Genomic DNA, 18991 nt, shown 5'->3' on the forward strand with positions numbered 1-18991 from the left:
CAACCGCTTCCTTCCGACGACGTTGGGGCAGGCCGGCGCATTGGTATGACAGGAACGCCATGACGAAGAACGACAAGGCGGAGGAAAAGAAGAAGATCAACATCGCTCTCCAGGGCGGCGGCTCGCACGGCGCCTTTTCCTGGGGCGTGCTCGATCGGTTGCTGGAAGACGGCAGGTTGGAGATCGCCGCGGTGTCCGGTACCAGCGCCGGCGCCATGAACGCGGTAGCATTGGCTGACGGTTTCGTGCGCGGCGGGGTCGAGGGGGCGCGCAAGAAGCTGGACGATTTCTGGCACGCGGTGGCGGCGAAGGGGCGGTTCAGCCCGGTGCAGCGCACGCCGTGGGATGTCGCCTGGGGCAACTGGTCGATCGAGAACACGCCGGGCTATCTCTTCTTCGACACCATGTCGCGGGTGTTTTCGCCCTATGTCGCCAACCCGCTCGGCCTCAACCCGTTGCGCGACGTGGTCGCCCGCGAGATCGATTTCGGGAATGTTCGCGCCTGCAAGTCGATGGAACTGTTCGTCTCCGCCACCAATGTCGAGACAGGCCAGTTGCGGGTTTTTTCCGATGGCGAGATCGATCTCGACACGGTGATGGCCTCGGCCTGCCTGCCGCAATTGTTCCGCGCCGTCGAGATCAAGGGCGTGCCCTACTGGGATGGCGGCTATGGCGGCAATCCGGCGCTCTATCCGTTCTTCAAGACGGCGGCGACCGAAGACGTGCTTCTGGTGCAGATCAATCCGGTCGTGCGCGAGGGAACACCAAGAAGCGCCAACGAGATCCAGAACCGCATCGACGAGATCACCTTCAATGCCGGCCTGCTGCGCGAGTTCCGCTCGATCGCCTTCGTCAAGGAACTGATCGCCGCCGGGCGACTGCCGCATGGCGAATATCGCGACATCCGCATGCACCGCATCGATGCCGACGAGGCGTTCAAGGATTTGTCGGCGTCGTCCAAGGTCAATGCCGAATGGGCGTTTCTCGCCTATCTGCGCGACCTCGGCCGCACCGCGGCCAGCGATTGGCTGGAGGAGAATTACGACGCCGTCGGCAGCCAAGCGACGCTCGATCTCTCGGGCGAACTCGACGACGGCTTCAAACCGGTACACGGTCCCGCACCCGGCCGCCGGGTGAAGGAGTTTCTCGCCGTTCGTAAGAATCCGCAGGCGGAGCGTCGACGAGCCTGAACCCGCCGACGCCGACTCCCGCAGGCGGCGCTGCCGGCAGTCATGAGCGGGTCTTCCTCCGGAGCGGCGCGCAGTCCAGCGCCGCCGGCACGACGGCAACCCTGGCGTGCGCAGGAGCCGTCATCATGCTGACGTCTGCTGCCACTGACGATCGGATGACGCCGATCCCGGGGCGTTCCGGGGCGTCGGCCGCGACGCTCGATATAGAATTGCGAATGGAACGATATAGCCCCGGTGTTCCCGCACCTGTCTCGCGCCGAGCCCGATGTCTCACGCGTCAGGACACGACGATCCGGACGAGCGCGTTGGTGGTTGAGCATTTGGTTTGGCGTCGGCGCATTGCGCTCGGCGCGCCTGAGCCGAAGGCGCTTCTATGGCTCTTTTCATAGCGATTCCAACATTTTGACCGAGTGTCGTGGCGCCGCTGCCATTGTCCCTTGCCGGTCGTATTGACGCGGATCGGTGGTCCGCGCCTGCGCTTCAATCAGCGAAGCGATGCGGATCGCGGCCATGTTCGGCAGGCGGTCCATGGCGAGGGGCTGGTCGCCCGTGACCGCTGTTTCAGCGTCAGATCGTGAGCCGGCGAGATGCTTCGTCGAGCAGCCCGGCAAGTCAGGAAGGGCCGCTCACGGCAGCCACGCCTTGCCCGGCCGCGCAATGCTGTTGCAACTTTCGGACTATATTGCGATGCAACTTTGATGTAGAAGCGCGCTCGCCTATCACGGCAATTTGAAGATGGTCAGGCGCGCACCCATATCGGCGACGCGCCAGCGCTACGAAGGCGCGGTGCTGGCCGAACCCGCAGTGGAAAAATGACGATGCCTAAAATCAGGTTTCACAAGCTTGCAGCCATTGTTGTGCTCATCGGTTTCGCCGCGTGGATGGGGACAGGCGAGTTCTCGTCCGTCGGCAGCGTAGCGGCCGACAAGGCCAAGGCCGCCGAGGTCGAACAGGGCAAGACACCGGACGCGGGCAAGCCGAAGACGGCGGAAGCCGAACCCAAGGCGCCGTTGCGCACCGTCGCGGTAGTGACACCGCCGCGCAAGACCTATGCGCGCGCGATCCGCATTTCCGGGTTGACCGAGGCCGACAAGCGCGCGGTGCTGGCAACCCGCGTCGCCGGCATCATCGACAAGCTGCCTGTCAAGCAAGGCGATCACGTCAAGACGGGCGATCTGGTGCTGATGCTGGCGGCGGAAGAAAAGCTCTCGATGGTCGACAACGCCAAGCAGCTTGTGGTGCAGCGCACGGCCGAGCTTGATGCCGCCGAGCGGCTGGCCAAGACCGGCAATTTGCCCAAGCTGCAACTCGATACCGCCCGTTCCAATCTGACCCTGGCGCAATCCCAGCTGGATACCGCGCAGGCAGAGCTCGACCGCAACGAAGTGAAGGCGCCTTTCGACGGCGTCATCGATCGGGTGCCGGTGGAACTGGGCAGCTCCATCATGCAGGGCGGCGAGGTGGCGACCATCCTCAAGCTCGATCCGGTGATCGCCCGCGGCGAGGTCAGCGAGCGCGACCTTGGCTATCTCAAGATCGGTGACAAGGCCAGCGTCCGGCTCGTCGGCGGCCAGACCGTCGAAGGCACCGTGCGCTATATCAGCCGCGACGCCTCGTCGGCGACCCGCACCTTCCGTATCGAGATCGCCATCCCCAATGCCGACGGCTCCGTGCCGGCCGGCATGACGGCGGAAATCGGGCTCAGCGCATTGCCGACCGACGCCGTCATGCTGCCGCGCTCGGTGGTGACGCTCGACGACAAGGGCGATCTGGGTATCCGCGCCGTCGGCAAGGACAACAAGGTGGCGTTCTTCCCGATCGACCTCGTCGACGACACGCCGACCGGTCTTGTGCTTGGCGGTATTCCTGCCGATGCGCGCATCATCGTCGCCGGCCAGGAACTGGTGAAGGAAGGCGATGAGGTCCAGCCGGTCGAGGCCGACCAGGCGACCATAAACAAGCTGATCGGCGAAGCCACCGCCGGCACGCAGTAGCGCAAGGGGCGCCGACGCCGGGCCTTGCCCGGCGACGTCGGTCCGTCGCCACTCCCGAAAGCAACAGCAGGCACAAGTCATGGATATCGTCAGACTCGCAATCAACAATGCCCGCCTGACCATCTCGGTCCTGGTCTTCCTGCTGATCGCAGGCTGGGTCGCTTATCAGTCGACGCCAAAGGAAGCGGAGCCCGACGTTCCGATTCCGATGATGTATGTCAGCCTGATCTATCAAGGCATTTCGCCGGAGGATTCGGAGCGTCTGCTGCTGCGACCGATGGAAAGCAAGCTGAAAAGCCTGAAAGGTCTCAAGGAGATGCGCTCGGCCGCCTTCCAGGGTGGCGGCTATGTGCTGGTCGAGTTCCAGCCGCAGACCAACCTGGCGACGGCGCTGCAGGATACACGCTCCAAGGTGCAGGACGGCAAGGCCGACCTGCCGCAGGCCGCCGAGGAACCCGTCGTCACCGAGGTCAATATTTCCGAGTTTCCGGTGCTCGTCGTCACTCTGTCCGGCGAACTGCCCGAGCGCGTGCTGGCGGCCGCGGCGCGCGAACTGCGCGACCGCATCGAGGAAGTGCCCGGCGTTCTGGAGGGCTCGCTGCAGGGCTCCCGCGACGATCTCGTCGAGGTCGTGATCGATCCGATGAAACTGTCGTCCTATGGCTTGCAACTCGACCAGCTGATCGGCGCCGTCGGCGCATCCAACAGCCTTGTCGCCGCCGGCAACATCGAAGGCTCGCAAGGCAAATACGCCGTCAAGGTGCCGTCGCTGATCGAGACGCCCGAGGACGTGGCGGCACTTCCCGTGGTCGCCGGTCCGAATGCCGTGGTGCAGGCCAAGGACATTGCGACGATCCGCTCGACCTTCGCCGACGCCACGACGATCACGCGTCTCAATGGCAAGCCGGCCATCGCCATCGAAGTCAAGAAGCGTATCGGCGCCAATCTGATCGACACGCTGACCAAGGTCAGGGAGGTGTCCGACACCTTCGTCAAGACCATGCCCGAGGGCATGCACGTCACCTACACGCAGGACAAGTCCGTCTTCGTCAATCAGCTGCTCGGCGATCTGCAGAACCACGTGATGATCGCCGTGATCCTGGTGTTCATCGTCATCCTCTACGCGCTGTCGGGGCGAGCCTCGCTGCTCATCGGCCTGGCCATTCCTTCATCCTTCCTGATCGGCATCCTGCTGCTGGCCATGATGGGCTACACGATCAACATGATCGTGCTGTTCAGCCTCATCCTGGCGGTCGGCATGCTGGTCGACGACGCCATCATCGTCACCGAGTTCGCCGAACGACGGATGAGCGAGGGGATGCCGAAGCAGGAAGCCTTCGCGCTTGCCGCCAAGCGCATGGCCGGTCCGGTCATCGCCGCGACGATGACGCGCATCGCGGCCTTCTCGCCGCTGCTGTTCTGGCCGGGCATCATCGGCGATTTCATGAAGTACATGCCGATCACGCTGATCGTCACGCTGTCGGCCTCGATGCTTTATGCGCTGGTCTTCGCACCGACGCTGGGTGCGATTTTCGCCAAGGCGCCACAGCATCACGAGGACGACAATCGCGACGGCTGGTACATGGCCGTCGTCAAGCAAGCGGTACGCTTCCCCATCACCGTGATGGTACTCACCGTGGTCTTGCTTGCGGGCATCTTCGTTGGCTATTCGAAGTATGGCGCGGGTGTCGAGTTCTTCCCGAGCGTCGAACCCGACTATGGCCTGCTCTATGTGCATGCCCGCGGCAACCTTTCGCTGGCCGAAATGGACACGGCGACCAGGATTGCCGAAAACCGGCTGCTCGGTTGGCCGGGCGTGAAATCGGTCTATACCCGCGTCGGCAAGTCCGACGGCGGCGGCCAGGACGTGCCCGAAGACGTCGTCGGCGTCATCCAGTACGAGTTCATCGACTGGCGCGAGCGCAAATCGGCGAACCAGATCCTCAACGACCTGCGCGGCGTCATGGCCGGCATTCCCGGCGTCGATGTCGAGGTTCGGGTGCCGGAAGCAGGTCCGCCGACCGGCAAGCCGATCCAGATCAGGCTTTCTGCAGTCGACCCCCAGGGGTTGGACGAGAAGGCGCGCGCCGTCGCCGCGCGCATCGCCAAGGTGCCCGGCGTCATCGACATTTCCGATGGCCTGCCGCCTCCCGGCGTCGACTGGGCACTCGAGGTCGACCGTGCCAAGGCTGCCCAGTATGGCATCAGCCCGACCTCGGTCGGGACGGTGGTGCAGCTCGTTACCAACGGCCTGAAGCTCTCGGAATACCGGCCTGCCGGGGCCGACAAGGCGGTCGATATCCGGCTGCGCCTGCCGGAGGACCGGCGCACGCTGTCGACGCTCGACGAGCTCAGGGTGCAGACCTCGCAGGGGTCGGTGCCGATCTCGAACTTCGTCGTGCGCAAGGCAAAACCGAGCGTCGGCGTCCTCAACCGTATCGACGGCGCCCGCACCGTGGTCGTGCAGGCCAATGTCGCAGCCGGTGCCCAGGTCGCCGCCATCCAGCAGGAGGTCACCAAGGCCGTTGCCGACATGAATCTCGGCAGCGGCATCCGCTGGAAGCTGGCCGGCTCGAACGAGGACAGCGCCGAAGCCAGTGCCTTTCTCAGCAAGGCCTTCGGTGCCGCGATCTTCCTGATCTTCCTGGTGCTGCTGGCGCAGTTCAACAAGTTCACCAGCGTCTGGCTGGTGCTGTCATGCGTGGTCATGGCGACGATCGGCGTGTTCCTCGGACTGCTGATAACGGGCGAGACATTCGGCATCGTCATGTCGGGCATCGGCGTCATCGCTCTGGCCGGCGTGGTGGTGAACAACAACATCGTGCTGATCGACACTTACGACCGGCTGCGCGAGGAAGGCTGGGACAAGATGGACGCGGTGCTGCAGACTTGCCGCGAGCGTGCGCGCCCCGTCGTGCTGACGGCGGTGTCGGCCATCCTCGGCGTGCTGCCGATCGCCTTCGGCCTTGGCCTGGAAATCTTCCATCACGAGACGACGATCAACGCGCCGTCGACGCAATGGTGGATTTCGCTGTCCTCGGCGATCGTCTTCGGCCTGTCCTTCGCCACGGTGCTGACGCTGGTGGTGACGCCGTCGATGCTGATGGTGTTCACGCGCGCCAAGATCAAGCCCGGAGCGCGGCGCGGCTGGTTCAGCCGGCTGTTCCGGCGCGGCAAGGGCGAGATCTTGTCGGACGCGCCGACAGCAAACGCAGGCGCCGAGCCGACGATCGCCTTCCCGAAAGCCGCCGAATAGACGGGCTTCCGATCCGACTGGCAAAGGCCGCCTGGAACAACCGGGCGGCCTTTTGCATTTTCCCCCATGAGCAACGCAAAGCGTTGTCTTGCAAGCAAACGCGGAGCGGGGACTCTCACATGCCGATCAGCACCATCGTCATCATCGTCCTGATACTTGTCCTCATCGGCGCGGTTCCGGCCTGGCCGCACTCGCGATCCTGGGGTTATGGACCTGCGGGCATCATCGGTGCGGTGCTGGTGATCGTCCTGGTGTTGCTGTTGATGGGGCGGATCTGAACGGTCAGCCCATCCACGGCCGCGACGAGCCTCAGGCAGCTTCCGCGGCGCCATTCACGGTAGCGATGCCGATGTCATCGAGCGCCTCGGCGACCGCCTGATCGAGCGGCGTGTGGGGGATTTCGCCAATAATGCTCTCCAGCCGCGTCGAAGCGAGCCGGTGCGGCTCGAAACGCAGGTATGACATCGAGACGATCTCGCGCCACATCGCCACGAACGGGCTGCCGGCGCGCAGCACCCACCAGGGCATCGCCGTCATTTTCAAGGCATGGCCGACGGCCTTTTCGGCGGCGGCCTTGATCTCAAGGTCGGTGACGGCATGGCCCGGGAAGTTCAGCGCCTCATAGAAGCCGAGCCTGTCGAGATTGCGGGCCAGCGCGACAAAGCCGACCGCGAAGTCCGGCAGATAGGCCCATTCATGCACGAGATCAGCCGGCCCAGGCGCGGTGTAGATGCCCTTGTTGATCTTGGCGGCGACGACCAAGTCGAACCATGAGCCGCTGCCGGTGCCGCCGAAGAAATCGCCGGCGCGCAGAAGGATGGTGCGCACCCGGCCGGCCTCGGCCTCGCGGCGGAACAATTCCTCCATGGCGCAGCGAATGCGGCCTTTTTCCGTGGTCGGGTGGAAAGGTGTGTCTTCCGTGATCACCGCCGGCATTGGCGAGCCGTAATTGTAGACGGTGCCGGGGAAGAGATGCAGCGCACCATTGGCATGGCAGGCGGCCATGACGTTCCGCGCCATCGGCAGGCACTTGCCCCAGTCGGTGTAGATCGGGTTCAGGCCGTTGAAGACGATGTCGACGCCTTGCGTGGCGCGGATGAGGGAAAGGCGGTCCAGTGCATCGCCGGCCACCGCGGTGGCGCCCGCAAGCTCAGCCGGCACCTTACCGGTGCGGGTGACGGTGCGGACGTCGAAGCCGGCGTCGATGAAGGCTTTGGCAACGACGCGGCCGAGCCGGCCGTTGGCGCCGAGGATTGCGATCTTGGTCATTTCAGGTCTCCTTGTTTGAAGCGATGGGTCGAGCCCACCGCTTTCAGGTTGTTGGAAGGACAGCCGTTCAGCGGCTGCCGAAGAGGTCGCGGTTGCTGCCCTTTACGACCGTCTGCTGGCTGCTGTCGGGTTTGCTGATCGACGCGGTCACCGACTGGTCGACGGTGGCAACGGGTCGATTGGCGCTGTCCGAGCCAAACTTGTCGCTCCCGGCGAAAGCGGTGCCGGCGGCGATGAGGAGGGCGGCGGTGGTGATAGCGATCCTGGTCATTTGAGTTTTCCTGATTTTGAGGGTTGGATTTGGCGTCGGTGTTGTGATCAGCGGCCGAAAAGGTTGCGGTCGGCGCCGTGGGGAGCCCGGGTGGTCTGTCCCGGCTTCGATGTGGATGCGGTGGTCGAGCGGTCGACCGTGGCGGCGGGTTGATTGGCAGCGTCCGAGCCAAACTTGTCGCTGCCGGCGAAAGCGGTGCTGGCGGCAATGAGCATGGCGGTGGCGGCGAGTGCGATCTTGGTCATGTCAGTTACTCCTGTTGGGTGTTTGCGGTTCGTGTCGGTGTTTGCAGGGCGAATATGATAGGCTCATCGATGAATTAAAATTGACCATGCACGTAGTTTTGATATTCATTCTTGAATGAGCGAAATCGACTGGAATCTGATCAAGAGCTTCGTCACGGTGGCGGAAACCGGCAGCCTGTCGGCCGCCGCGCGAAAGCTGTCGGCCAGCCAGCCGACGCTTGGCCGTCACATCGGCGAGCTGGAGCAGGCGCTCGGTGTCACGCTGTTCAGGCGCGGGCGGAGCGGCTACGCGCTGACCGAAGCCGGAGCCACGCTGTTTGAACGCGGCAAGGCTGTCAGCGAGCAGGCGAGCGCCTTTTCACGGCTGGCGCTGGGCTCGGTCGAGGCAATCGAGGGCACGGTGCGCATCGCCGCCAGCGAAGTGGTGGCGGCCTATGTGCTGCCGGCCATGATGGCCAGGCTTGGTATCGAGGAGCCCGGTATCGAGGTCGAGATCGTGGCCTCGAACCAGGTCGAGAACCTGCTGCGCCGCGACGCCGATATCGCCATCCGCATGGTCAAGCCAGCCCAGAATGAACTGGTCGCGCGCAAGGTCTGCGATATCCCGCTCTGCGCCTGCGCGGCCATATCCTATCTCGATCGGCGCGGCCGTCCGATGGGGCCGGCGGATCTCGTCGATCACGCGCTGGTAGGCTTCGATCGCAGTGACGAGATTATCCGGGGCTTTACGCAATTCGGTATCCCGGTCACCCGGGGCAGTTTCCGCTTCAGGGCCGACAACCAGATCGTGCTATGGGAAGCGGTGCGGGCGGGAAACGGCATTGGTCTCGGCCAGGAGCCGCTGGCCGACCGCGATCCGCTGGTGGAAAAGGTACTGTCCGGCCTGCCACTGCCTGCCCTTCCGGTGTGGCTGGCGATGCACCGCGACGTGCGCGGCAGCGTGCGCATCCGCCGCGTGGCCGACTTTCTCCATGAGGAACTGAAGCGCTATTCGGCAGGTGCCGCGTCGGGGGCGAATTCGGCGCGGTGAGCCAATCCGGCCATCAGAAGAACGAGGACCAGCAGGCCGGACATGGCGATGAAGATCGGGCCGAAGCTGAAATGCTCGGCGACGAAGCCGATCGCCGACGGTGCCACCAGAATGCCGGAATAACCCATGGTGGTGACGACGCTCATGCCGGTGCCCGACGACATGCCTTCCTGATTGCCGCCGGCCGAAAAGATGATCGGCACCATGTTGGCGATGCCGAAGCCGCACAGCGCGAAGGCGGCGATGGCCAGCCAGGGCGAGGGCGACAGGCCGGCGATCAGCATGCCGGCGGCGGCGACTACAGCCGATCCGCGCAGCGTCATCACCGCCCCGAAGCGGTTGCGGACGCCATCGCCAAAAAAGCGCATGATCGCCATGACGCCGGAGAAGGCGGCATAGGCAAGGCCGGCGACGGCGAGGTCGGCGCCGAGTTCCTGCCGCAGATACAGCGCCGCCCAGTCAAGCACCGCGCCCTCGGAAATCATCGTCAGCAGGGCCATCAGGCCGATCAGGTAGACCAATGGGTTTGCCGGCAAGGTGAGTTTGTGATGTTCGGCCGCCTGGGGCCTGTTTTCGGCCACGATATGGGGGACCGCCGCCGCGATTGCCGCGAAGGCAAGCGCGGTCACCACCAAGGCATGGGCGAGATGGCCATAGTTCTGGATGGCAAAGCCGCCGAGGGCGCCGCCGGCGAAACCGCCGAGGCTCCAGAAGCCGTGCGAGGAGGACATGATGGCGCGCCCCAGCCGCCGTTCCACCACCACGGCATTGGCATTCATGGCAACATCCATGCCGCCGATCGAGCCGCCGAAGACGAACATGGCGACGGCCGCCAGCGGCACGTCGGGCGCCAGCGCGACGACCAGCAGGCCGAGGCTGCCGCACAGGCCGAACCAGCGCAGCACGGTGCGCGATCCGTGTTTGGAGATCAGGTGGCCGCACCAGGTCATGGCGGTGACCGCGCCGGCGCCGAACAAAAGGATCAGCAGGCCGAGCGTGAATTTCGAGATGTCCAGCCGCGTCAGGAACACCGGGATCTGCGGCGCCCAGCTGCCGGTCAGGAAGCCATTGGCGAGGAAAATGGCCGCCACGGCCCATCGCCCTCGAATGGCGGTCTGCATGGCGTTCGAGGCGTTCATGGGCGGATCCGGTCAGAAAACGGCTTTGCGCGCCAAATTAGATCGATTCAATTTCTAGTCAAGAACCGCGATAGGAAAGTTCTTGGACCAAGGGCAAGCCTTCAAGGAAGCACTTGGAGATTAACGGAGATACTCCTCCAGTCGTCATCCACGGGCGGAGCAAGGAGCGCAGCGACGCGGCGCAGACCCGAGGATCCATGCCGTGACTTCGAGACATCGCAGCGATGCAGAACATTTCCCGGGTTGCGCCATTACGATCATATTCTGCACCGCCGTGTTCTTCGGCAGCCGTCACGGCATGGATTCTAGGGTCTTCTCGACGTCGCTTCGCGACTGCTTCGCCCTAGAATGACGACGTTGCAAAGGCCTCAGTGATCCGTGGGACGCCTAGCTTCGAATTCAGCCTTCTTGGCGTCCGACGCGTCAGTCTGGTTGAGCGCTTGCCATTCGGCATAGGGCATGCCGTAGACGATCTCGCGCGACTGGTCCTTGCCGAGGTCGACGCCCTCCGCATTGGCCGCCTCGCGGTACCAGTTGGACAGGCAGTTGCGGCAGAAGCCGGCGAGGTTCATCAGATCGATGTTCTGCACGTCGCTGCGTTCGCGCAAATGCGTCACCAGCCGGCGAAAGGCGGCTGCCTCGAAGTCGCGCTTCTGCTCGTCGCTGAGTTCGGTCATCGTAACATCCTTCCAGCCTTATAGCGGCCCGGTGCGCGAGCCGAATTGCTTGACCTCGTGTATATCGGCACGGCGGTCGATCGCGTCAACGATCGGGGCCAGCCGTCCGGCCCAGGCGAGAATGCCCTTCTGGTCCGCTATCAGATCCTGGCGGATTTCGATCAGCGCGTGGGCATAACCATTGACGATGGCATGCTTGAACATGGTGTCGCCGCGCAGGGCGCCGTCATAGGGCTCGTTGTCGCCGACGACGAGGCCGCCATCGGCGGCGAGCATATCGATCAATGGCCGGGCTACCCGATCGTCCATGTCCCAGAGGATGCCTACATGCCACGGCCGCTGCCTGCCCTGCATGGCAGGCGTGAAGGAGTGCACCGAGAAGATAAAGGGCGCCTTGCCGGTGGCTTGCGCCACCGACGCCAGCATGGCGCCGACCGCATCATGATAGGGACGGTAGAAGCGATCAAGCCGCCTTTCGCGCTCCTCCCGCGCCAGGGGGTAATTTCCCGGAATAATGGTGCCGTCGTAGAGCTGGCGGATGAGGGTTGGATCGTCCTCGCCGCGATTTGGATCGATCAGCAGCCGCGAGAAATTGGCGAGCACCGCCGGCACGTCCAGCAGGGCGGCCAGTTCGCGCGTCACCGCCTCGACGCCGATGTCATAGGCGATATGGCGGTCGAACTCGGCCGCCGGCAGCCCCAGGCTGCCATACTCCTCCGGCAGGTCGCGGCGGGCATGATCGGCCAGAAGCACGATGCCCCGCTTGCGGTCGCCCTCGACGATATCGAACGGCGCGAAAACTGTGGATCGGGTCATTGGCGGAAAATGGTCGTTCGCTGGCTTTCGGGGAGGGTGCTATCGTCATTCCACGAAGACGACGCGTGCGCAATGCCGTTGTTTGGCCAAGGTTTCCCGAGAAATCTGGCAAGGGGCGACGGGTCGTGCGCCGGGAGCCTTCCTAAATCGATTGGAATTGGACAAAACGGCGCGTTGACATGCGCACGGACTTTTCCGAAAAGGGGCGCAGAGAGATGCTGATGTGGTTCTTGAGGGCTTTTGGAATGGGTTGCGCCGGCAGGCAGGGCATGCGCTCTGCCTTTACCATGCCGCTCCTGGTCCTGGCCGTCGGCGTGTCTGCAATGGTCACGGCCTCGCCGGCGCGCGCCGATTTCCGCGTCTGCAATGCCACGCAAAACCTGGTCGGTGTGGGCATCGGCTATCGTGCCAAGGCCGGCTGGATCACCGAGGGCTGGTGGCACATCGAAGGATCGAGCTGCAAGACCTTGATCGAAGGGCCGCTGTCATCAAGGTTTTACTATCTTTATGCAGAAGACGCAGAGCGCGGCGGACGCTGGGACGGCCCGATCAACATGTGCGTGGCTGAAAAAGAGTTCAAGATCGCCGGTGTAAGCGACTGCGTAGCCCGGGGCTTCCAGCGCGCCGGATTCCAGGAATATGACACGGGCGAGCAGGCAAGCTGGATGGTCCAGCTCACCGACGAGCCCGCAACGGGAGGCGCTCCAGCCGCCCCGGGAACGAACAGTCAATGAGACGCAGCCGCAAGGTCAAGATCCTAGCCACCATCGGTCCGGCCTCCTCGTCCGAGGAGATGCTGAAGAAGCTGTTCGAGGCCGGTGCGGATGTCTTCCGCATCAATATGAGCCATACCGACCATGAGCTGATGCGCACGCTGGTCGGCCGCATCCGTTCCGTCGAGGAAAAAGTCGGCCGGCCGATCGGTATCCTGGCCGACCTGCAGGGCCCGAAGCTGCGCGTCGGCAAATTCGCCAACGGCAAGGAAGTGCTGACGCTTGGCCAGACTTTCACGCTCGACGACAACCCGGAGCCAGGCACCTCGACCAGGGTCTACCTGCCGCACCCGGAAATCCTGCGTTCGGTCGAAGCAGGCCATCGCCTCCTGATCGACGACGGCAAACTCGAGCTGAAGGCGGTGAAGAGCGACGGCAAGTCGATCGTCTGCACCGTCATTGCCGGCACGACCATTTCCGACAAGAAGGGCGTCAGCCTGCCCGATACCGACCTACCGGTCGGCGCGCTGACCGAGAAGGACCGGAGGGACCTCGACGCGGTGCTGGCCACGGGCGTGGATTGGGTCGCGCTGTCCTTCGTGCAGCGGCCGGAAGACCTGGCCGAAGCGCGCAAGATCGCTCGTGGCCGAGCGCTCATCATGGCCAAGATCGAAAAGCCGCAGGCCGTCGCCCGGCTGGCCGAGATCATCGAACTGTCCGATGCACTGATGGTCGCCCGCGGCGATCTCGGCGTCGAAATGCCGCTGGAGGCTGTGCCCGGTATCCAGAAGCAGATCACGCGCGCCGCGCGCCGCGCCGGCAAGCCTGTGGTGGTCGCCACGCAGATGCTGGAATCGATGATCACCGCCCCCGTGCCGACCCGCGCCGAGGTCTCAGACGTTTCGATCGCCGTCTTCGAAGGCGCCGACGCGGTCATGCTGTCGGCGGAATCGGCGGCGGGCGCCTATCCCGTCGAAGCCGTAGCGATGATGAACCGCATCGCCACCAAGGTCGAAACCGACCCCACCTATGCCGGGATCATCAACGCGCAGCGCTCCGAGCCGGAAGCGACGGGCGCCGACGCCATTTCGCTGGCAGCGCGCGAAATCGCCGAGACGCTGAAATTGTCGGCGATCATCACCTACACCGCGTCCGGCAACACCGGGCTGCGCGCCGCGCGCGAACGGCCGCAGGTGCCGATCGTGGCGCTGTCGCCGATCCTCAATACGGCGCGGCGACTGTCGCTTTTGTGGGGCACGCATTGCGTCGTCTCGCCCGATGCCACCGATCTCGACGACATGGTCAACCGCGCCTGCCGCATCGCGCTGGAAGAAGAATTCGGCAAGCCGGGTGACCGCGTGATCATCACCGCCGGCGTGCCGCTCAGGACGCCGGGATCGACCAACATGCTGCGCATCGCCTATGTCGGATCCGAAACTGCCGGCCGGTAAGCCGTTCGTTCCCCAGAGAACTGCGCGAGCCGAGGTGACCTGGGGCGACATGCGATCCTGAGCGCCCTTGCCGCGGCTTCCGCGTGGTCTATTCGCTGGAGCAACCGGCGCGCACGAAGCAAGGCGTCATGGAGGTACTGATCCGGGCCCAACATCTTTCGCCGATTCAATTCCGCTGTGTCGAGCAAGTCGAAATCGACTTTCGCGATCGTGCACTGCCAGCCGGCGCTGTGGGACGTCCATGCCCTTTGGTGGTGGTCCAGGAGGCGCTCGCGACCGGAGTAGCCGTGGTAGTCGAAGGCAACGTTGCCGTTCGTCACATAGACATGGTTTCCGGCAAAACCCTCAGCCGGGATGATCCGTTCTGCGTAAAATCCCTCCAGAGGCGGATGCTTGAGGAAGGTACCGGCGAGAATGGCGCACGCGCCGTGACCGAAAAAGACGCGGTCCGGCAGCGCCCATCGCTTTTCGGGGTTTCTCTTTATGCCATGTTTCAGGACGTACATGCTGCGCTGATCCCAATGGCGTCTTGCGATGACCGTTTTCGGATGGTCAGGTCGGCGCGAGTTCCGCTTCAGGTTCCTTGATGTCGGCGCATTTGCCCACGCCATAGGCGTCGGCGGCAATCCGTGCCTCCACCGTCCCTGCGATTGCTTCCAGGTCGATATCCTTGCCGGCGACTTTCTCGATGGCGCCGACGACTAGGTCGGGGGCGATCCAGTCGGGTTTGTGACCGAGATTGTGCACCCAGACGAGCTCGGCGCCTGATATGTCGCGCACCAGACCAACGGAATGGATATGCGCGTAGACGACCTTGTCGCGGTCGCCTGAGATGACCACGGTCGGCGCCGTGATCTCTTTGTAATGCGGTGCGGCACCAAGCGCATAGCGATAGAGCCCGGCGACGTCGGTGGCGTTGGCGCGAAAGGCCGATGGCCGCAGCAAAAGCGGGATCGAGGCCTCGGCGAGGTAATTGTCCGGCACTTTGTTGGGCGAGAAGACGCAGGTCGTCGCATCCGCCATCCGCAGCATTCCCGCGGGATAGCTCAGGGTCTCGGAGAACAGCCGGCCGATCACCGGAATGGTGGTCAGGTCGTAGTACCAGGATGTCGCGCCGCCCGGCCAGGGGTGGCTCGCCGGCGCCAGGAAGATGAGGCCGAGCGTCTTGTCGGCATGCTTTCGGCCGAAAGCCGCCGTCACCACGCCGCCGAAGGAATGACCGACAATGATGGCCTTGCCGATGCCGAGACGGTCCATCAGCACGGAGATGGTGTTGGCCTGCGCCGACGGATCCTCATTGTTGCCCAGGCCGCGTCCCGACCAGCCGGCTCCCGGCCGGTCGAAGAACACCATTTCGGCACGGCCTTCGAGCAACGGCCTGAGCGGCAGCATCTGGTCTTTCAAATTGGCGCTGGCACCATGGATGAAGACGATCGGAGGCAGGTCCGCGCCGGCTGGCGCGGGAATGTGGACATAGTGGATGCGAGCGCCGTCGATGTCGGCGAATTCGCCGATCGGCGGATCGCGGCGCTCGATCAGCCATGAGCCGACACGGGTCACGCCGACAAGGGCAAGGACAAGCGCCATCAGGAAGGCGAGCGCGGCATAGATCAGGTTCATGCGGGGATATACGGGCGTGAGGTGGGATTGGTTGTGGGGTAGGGAGTAGGCCAATGCCTATTCCCTACTGCCTATTCTTCAAATGCCTTCGCCGGCAAGCTCTTCCGACAGGGTGGCGACTTGGTTCTGGGCGCTGCGCATCATGGGATAGATGGCCAGCACCTTCTGCCAGGCCTCAAGCGCCGATTGCTTGTGGCCGGTTTCAGCCATGATCTGGGCCAGGCCCGAAAGCGCGCCGAAATGGCGTGGCTCGAGCTGCAGGGTGCGATCGATGTCGGCCATCGACTTGCCGTAGTTCTTCATCATGAAATGCACGGTGGCGCGGCGGTTCCAGCCTTCGGCGTAGGTTGGCTGCAAGGTCACCACCTGATCCAGGAAATCGAGCGCGACGTCGAACTTCTGGTCGTTCATCGCTTTTTGCGACCACTGCATCATCAGGTCGATCGAGGCGCTGCCGGACTGGAACCATTCGTTCCAGATATTGCCGGCGATGCGCTCGGCGGCCTTTTCGTTGCGCTCGCGCTTCAGGTCGGAGAACAGCTTGTCGAGCCGGGCCTGTTTCGTCATCGGCGCCGCCGGAGTGTCCGGGGCCGAGGGCTGGGCATCCGGGGGCGCCGGCTGACCATCCGCGGCTGCCACCGCGATCGGCCGATCACCGGCCTGCGTCGGCAGGGAGATGACGCCGGAAACAATGAAAGTCGTCAAAAATGCAAAAAGAATCCGCATCACCCGAGTTTAATCCCGGGCGGCGGAACATCAAAGTGATTTTAGCGTGAGAGGGTCGTCTGGCCGACAAGCATCAATGGGCGGAGGCAAAAAAGCCTCCGGCCGAAAACTCAGCCCTGGCGCGCCTTGTAGCGCGGGGCGGTCTTGTTGATGATGTAGACGCGGCCCTTGCGGCGAACCAGCTGGTTGTCGCGGTGACGCGCCTTCAGCGCCTTGAGCGAATTCTTGATCTTCATGGTCTTGCCTGTCGGTGTGGACCCGGTCGGGGTCGAAATTTTAAGGCGCGCCAGAAGACGCGCCTTTTGAACGGTGGGTGGCTCATAAACGAGGAGCCTTGCCCATGTCAACCGTAAGTCAGCCGCAAGCGTGCTTCGCGTCCTGATATCATCAAATATCCACCATGTCGGCCCCCGCGGCATTGCGCGACCCTGGGCGGGCTGGGATGATGCCGCAACAATCAGTGATTTGGGGGCAAAGATGCGCCGATTATTCCTGTCCGCCTGCCTTGCCGTCCTCGTGGCAAACGCGGCTGCCCGCGCGCAGGAATGCGACCGCTCCGACGATAGCCAGCAGATGATGAACATCTGTGCCGGCGAGGACTACCAGGCCGCCGACGCCAGGCTCAACAAGACTTATCAGGGCCTGATCAGCTCCGACGATGCAGATGAACGGAGGTTGCTGCAGGCGGCGCAGCGGGCCTGGATCGCCTTCCGCGACGCCGAGTGTACACATTCCACGGCCGCCAGCCAGGGCGGGTCCATCCATGCGATGGAGGTGTCGCAATGCCTGACCAAGCTGACCAATGATCGCATCAAGCAACTCGCCGCCTCGGCCAATTGCGAGGAGGGCGATGCGGGCTGCGCCAACTCCGGCGAGGACAGCGACGAGGTGCAATAGGCGCGCTTGCGATTAGCGTGGTTCAACGTTCGAGAGAATCGCCGACGCGCTCCAACCCTCTCGCTCCACCTCTTATTTCGCGCAATTCCGGACGGAAAACCGTCACACGCTTTTCCTGGAATCGCTCCAGTCGCGGCGGCTGGCGCGGGTGAAGTGGCCCATCTTGCGGCCGGGCCGGGCCTCGGCCTTGCCGTAGAGATGCAGCATCAGGTCCGGCTCGGCGAGCAGGGCTGGGACGCGCAACACGTCGTCGCCGATCAGGTTCTCCATCACGCAATCGGAATGGCGGTCGGGGCTGCCCAACGGCAGGCCGGCAATGGCGCGGATGTGCTGCTCGAACTGCGAAACGATACAGGCGGCCTCGGTCCAATGGCCTGAATTGTGGACGCGGGGCGCGATCTCGTTGGCCAGCAGCGAACCGTCGGCCAGCACGAAGAATTCGACACCGATGACGCCGATATAGTCGAGAGCCGACAGGATTTTCGTCGCCGCGGCCTTGGCGGCCCGCGCGGTCGCGGGCGCGACCCCGGCCGGCAAGGTCGATGTGTGTAGAATGCCGTCACGATGCACGTTTTCGGCCGGGTCGTAGGCGGCGACAGTGCCGTCCAGTCCCCGCGCGGCGATGACGGAAATCTCGCGCTCGAACGGCACGAAGCTTTCCAGGATCAGCGGCACATTGCCCATCGCCTCGCAGGTGCCGGCGAACCCGCCGGCTTCCATGTTGCGGAAGACGCGCTGGCCCTTGCCGTCATAGCCCATGCGCCGCGTCTTCAGGATGCCGCTGCCGCCGAATGCCTTCAGCGCCACCGTCAGGTCGTCGTCGGTATCGACCGGCCGGAAATCGGCGGTGGCGACGGCGATACCGTTGAGGAATGTCTTTTCGCTTACCCGGTCCTGCGCCACCTCAAGCGCGCGCGCCGGCGGACAGACCGGCACCTTGGCGGCAAGCGCGGTTGCAGCGGCCACCGGAACGTTTTCGAACTCGTAGGTGACGACGGCGCTTGCCGCCGCCAGTTCGGCAAGGGCGGCCGGGTCGTCGTAAGCAGCGGTGATCTGCCGGTTGGAGACCTGGGCGGCCGGGCAATCAGGCTGTGGCTCCAGCACGATGGTTCGGTAGCCGAGGCGGGCGGCGGCCATTGCCAGCATGCGGCCGAGCTGGCCGCCGCCAATGATGCCGATGATCGATCCGGCTGGCAGGCTCACGGCGTGTCCGTCGGTTCGGCGGCGACCTTGGCGGTCTGCGAGGCGCGCCAGGCATCGAGGCGCGCGGCCAGCTTGTCGTCGTTCAATGCCAGCACGGCTGCGGCCAGGAGGGCCGCATTGGCCGCACCGGCCTTGCCGATGGCCAGCGTCCCGACCGGGATGCCGGCCGGCATCTGGACGATCGAGAGCAGCGAATCCTGGCCGGACAGCGCCTTCGATTCCACCGGCACGCCGAACACCGGCAGTGGCGTCATCGCCGCCGTCATGCCAGGCAGATGCGCCGCGCCGCCGGCGCCGGCGATGATCACCTTGTAACCGGCCGCCTTGGCGCCCTTGGCGAAATCATAGAGCCGGTCGGGCGTGCGATGCGCGGAGATGATCAGCCGTTTGTGCGGGACGCCCAGTGCCTCCAGCGTTTCGGCCGCCTGGCGCATCGTTGCCCAATCGGACTGGCTGCCCATGATGATGGCGACGTCGGCGCGTTGATCGTTCAA

Annotated in this window: 21 protein-coding genes; 9 read left to right on the forward strand and 12 right to left on the reverse strand. The window is 64.2% G+C overall.

The window, feature by feature from the left end; all coding sequences use genetic code 11:
- The first annotated feature begins 59 nt into the window (after nucleotides 1-59).
- Nucleotides 60-1190: a patatin-like phospholipase family protein gene (locus LB556_RS11245; RefSeq protein WP_224566970.1), complete on the forward strand. Its 1131-nt coding sequence runs from the start codon at nucleotides 60-62 to the stop codon at nucleotides 1188-1190.
- A gap of 383 nt (nucleotides 1191-1573) precedes the next feature.
- Here LB556_RS11245 and LB556_RS11250 read toward each other — a convergent pair whose 3' ends face one another.
- Nucleotides 1574-1720: a hypothetical protein gene (locus LB556_RS11250; protein ID WP_224566972.1), complete on the reverse strand. Its 147-nt coding sequence runs from the start codon at nucleotides 1718-1720 to the stop codon at nucleotides 1574-1576.
- Nucleotides 1721-2008: 288 nt separating this feature from the next.
- Here LB556_RS11250 and LB556_RS11255 point away from each other — a divergent pair, with 288 nt between their 5' ends.
- From LB556_RS11255 to LB556_RS11265, 3 genes are all read left to right on the forward strand, one after another.
- Nucleotides 2009-3184, forward strand: a complete 1176-nt coding sequence (locus tag LB556_RS11255; RefSeq protein ID WP_224566974.1) for an efflux RND transporter periplasmic adaptor subunit — start codon at nucleotides 2009-2011, stop codon at nucleotides 3182-3184.
- A 79-nt stretch (nucleotides 3185-3263) separates the two neighbouring features.
- Nucleotides 3264-6440: an efflux RND transporter permease subunit gene (locus LB556_RS11260; RefSeq protein ID WP_224566976.1), complete on the forward strand. Its 3177-nt coding sequence runs from the start codon at nucleotides 3264-3266 to the stop codon at nucleotides 6438-6440.
- A 119-nt stretch (nucleotides 6441-6559) separates the two neighbouring features.
- Complete coding sequence (locus LB556_RS11265) at nucleotides 6560-6718, forward strand: DUF3309 family protein (RefSeq protein ID WP_224566978.1); 159 nt, start codon at nucleotides 6560-6562, stop codon at nucleotides 6716-6718.
- 31 nt (nucleotides 6719-6749) lie between these two features.
- Here the strand turns inward: LB556_RS11265 and LB556_RS11270 are convergent, their stop codons facing one another.
- The 3 genes from LB556_RS11270 to LB556_RS11280 form a co-directional block, all read right to left on the reverse strand.
- Nucleotides 6750-7709 (reverse strand): SDR family oxidoreductase, encoded by a 960-nt coding sequence (locus tag LB556_RS11270; RefSeq protein ID WP_224566980.1) that lies wholly within the window; start codon nucleotides 7707-7709, stop codon nucleotides 6750-6752.
- A 67-nt stretch (nucleotides 7710-7776) separates the two neighbouring features.
- Nucleotides 7777-7980, reverse strand: a complete 204-nt coding sequence (locus LB556_RS11275; RefSeq protein ID WP_224566982.1) for a DUF680 domain-containing protein — start codon at nucleotides 7978-7980, stop codon at nucleotides 7777-7779.
- Between the two features lie 47 nt (nucleotides 7981-8027).
- Nucleotides 8028-8225: a DUF680 domain-containing protein gene (locus LB556_RS11280; RefSeq protein ID WP_224566984.1), complete on the reverse strand. Its 198-nt coding sequence runs from the start codon at nucleotides 8223-8225 to the stop codon at nucleotides 8028-8030.
- A gap of 115 nt (nucleotides 8226-8340) precedes the next feature.
- Between LB556_RS11280 and LB556_RS11285 the strand changes: the two genes are divergently transcribed.
- Nucleotides 8341-9255: a LysR family transcriptional regulator gene (locus LB556_RS11285; protein WP_224566986.1), complete on the forward strand. Its 915-nt coding sequence runs from the start codon at nucleotides 8341-8343 to the stop codon at nucleotides 9253-9255.
- Here LB556_RS11285 and LB556_RS11290 read toward each other — a convergent pair.
- The 3 genes from LB556_RS11290 to LB556_RS11300 all read right to left on the reverse strand — a co-directional run bounded on the left by LB556_RS11290 (nucleotide 9213) and on the right by LB556_RS11300 (nucleotide 11887).
- A complete protein-coding gene (locus LB556_RS11290; RefSeq protein WP_224566988.1) occupies nucleotides 9213-10394 on the reverse strand; it encodes an MFS transporter in 1182 nt (393 codons plus the stop codon). The two genes, LB556_RS11285 and LB556_RS11290, sit on opposite strands and share 43 nt — an antisense overlap.
- A gap of 368 nt (nucleotides 10395-10762) precedes the next feature.
- The gene (locus LB556_RS11295) at nucleotides 10763-11071 is read right to left on the reverse strand and encodes a DUF1244 domain-containing protein (RefSeq protein WP_224566990.1); all 309 of its coding nucleotides are present in this window, start codon (nucleotides 11069-11071) and stop codon (nucleotides 10763-10765) included.
- 18 nt (nucleotides 11072-11089) lie between these two features.
- Nucleotides 11090-11887 (reverse strand): N-formylglutamate amidohydrolase, encoded by a 798-nt coding sequence (locus LB556_RS11300; RefSeq protein WP_224566992.1) that lies wholly within the window; start codon nucleotides 11885-11887, stop codon nucleotides 11090-11092.
- 287 nt (nucleotides 11888-12174) lie between these two features.
- Between LB556_RS11300 and LB556_RS11305 the strand changes: the two genes are divergently transcribed.
- From LB556_RS11305 to LB556_RS11315, 3 genes are all read left to right on the forward strand, one after another.
- Complete coding sequence (locus tag LB556_RS11305; protein WP_411908582.1) at nucleotides 12175-12621, forward strand: DUF1036 domain-containing protein; 447 nt, start codon at nucleotides 12175-12177, stop codon at nucleotides 12619-12621.
- Nucleotides 12618-14051, forward strand: coding sequence for a pyruvate kinase (gene pyk, locus LB556_RS11310; protein WP_224566994.1), 1434 nt, complete (start codon nucleotides 12618-12620; stop codon nucleotides 14049-14051). The genes LB556_RS11305 and pyk overlap by 4 nt, the downstream gene beginning before the upstream one ends.
- An 83-nt stretch (nucleotides 14052-14134) precedes the next feature.
- A complete protein-coding gene (locus tag LB556_RS11315; RefSeq protein WP_224566996.1) occupies nucleotides 14135-14638 on the forward strand; it encodes a hypothetical protein in 504 nt (167 codons plus the stop codon).
- Here the strand turns inward: LB556_RS11315 and LB556_RS11320 are convergent.
- From LB556_RS11320 to ykgO, 3 genes are all read right to left on the reverse strand, one after another.
- The gene (locus tag LB556_RS11320; RefSeq protein WP_224567507.1) at nucleotides 14604-15671 is read right to left on the reverse strand and encodes an alpha/beta fold hydrolase; all 1068 of its coding nucleotides are present in this window, start codon (nucleotides 15669-15671) and stop codon (nucleotides 14604-14606) included. The genes LB556_RS11315 and LB556_RS11320 overlap by 35 nt on opposite strands.
- A 78-nt stretch (nucleotides 15672-15749) precedes the next feature.
- Nucleotides 15750-16397: a tetratricopeptide repeat protein gene (locus tag LB556_RS11325; RefSeq protein WP_224566998.1), complete on the reverse strand. Its 648-nt coding sequence runs from the start codon at nucleotides 16395-16397 to the stop codon at nucleotides 15750-15752.
- Between the two features lie 110 nt (nucleotides 16398-16507).
- Nucleotides 16508-16633: a type B 50S ribosomal protein L36 gene (gene ykgO, locus LB556_RS11330; RefSeq protein ID WP_006327841.1), complete on the reverse strand. Its 126-nt coding sequence runs from the start codon at nucleotides 16631-16633 to the stop codon at nucleotides 16508-16510.
- A 241-nt stretch (nucleotides 16634-16874) separates the two neighbouring features.
- Between ykgO and LB556_RS11335 the strand changes: the two genes are divergently transcribed.
- Nucleotides 16875-17294, forward strand: a complete 420-nt coding sequence (locus LB556_RS11335) for a lysozyme inhibitor LprI family protein (RefSeq protein ID WP_224566999.1) — start codon at nucleotides 16875-16877, stop codon at nucleotides 17292-17294.
- A gap of 102 nt (nucleotides 17295-17396) precedes the next feature.
- Here the strand turns inward: LB556_RS11335 and LB556_RS11340 are convergent, their stop codons facing one another.
- Both LB556_RS11340 and purE read right to left on the reverse strand, forming a co-directional pair.
- Entirely contained in the window at nucleotides 17397-18497 is a 1101-nt protein-coding gene (locus tag LB556_RS11340) for a 5-(carboxyamino)imidazole ribonucleotide synthase (protein WP_224567002.1), read from the reverse strand.
- Entirely contained in the window at nucleotides 18494-18991 is a 498-nt protein-coding gene (purE, locus tag LB556_RS11345; RefSeq protein WP_224567004.1) for a 5-(carboxyamino)imidazole ribonucleotide mutase, read from the reverse strand. Before purE ends, LB556_RS11340 begins: the two co-directional genes overlap by 4 nt.

Source organism: Mesorhizobium sp. ES1-4 (assembly GCF_020164745.1).
Classification (GTDB): Bacteria; Pseudomonadota; Alphaproteobacteria; order Rhizobiales; family Rhizobiaceae; genus Mesorhizobium.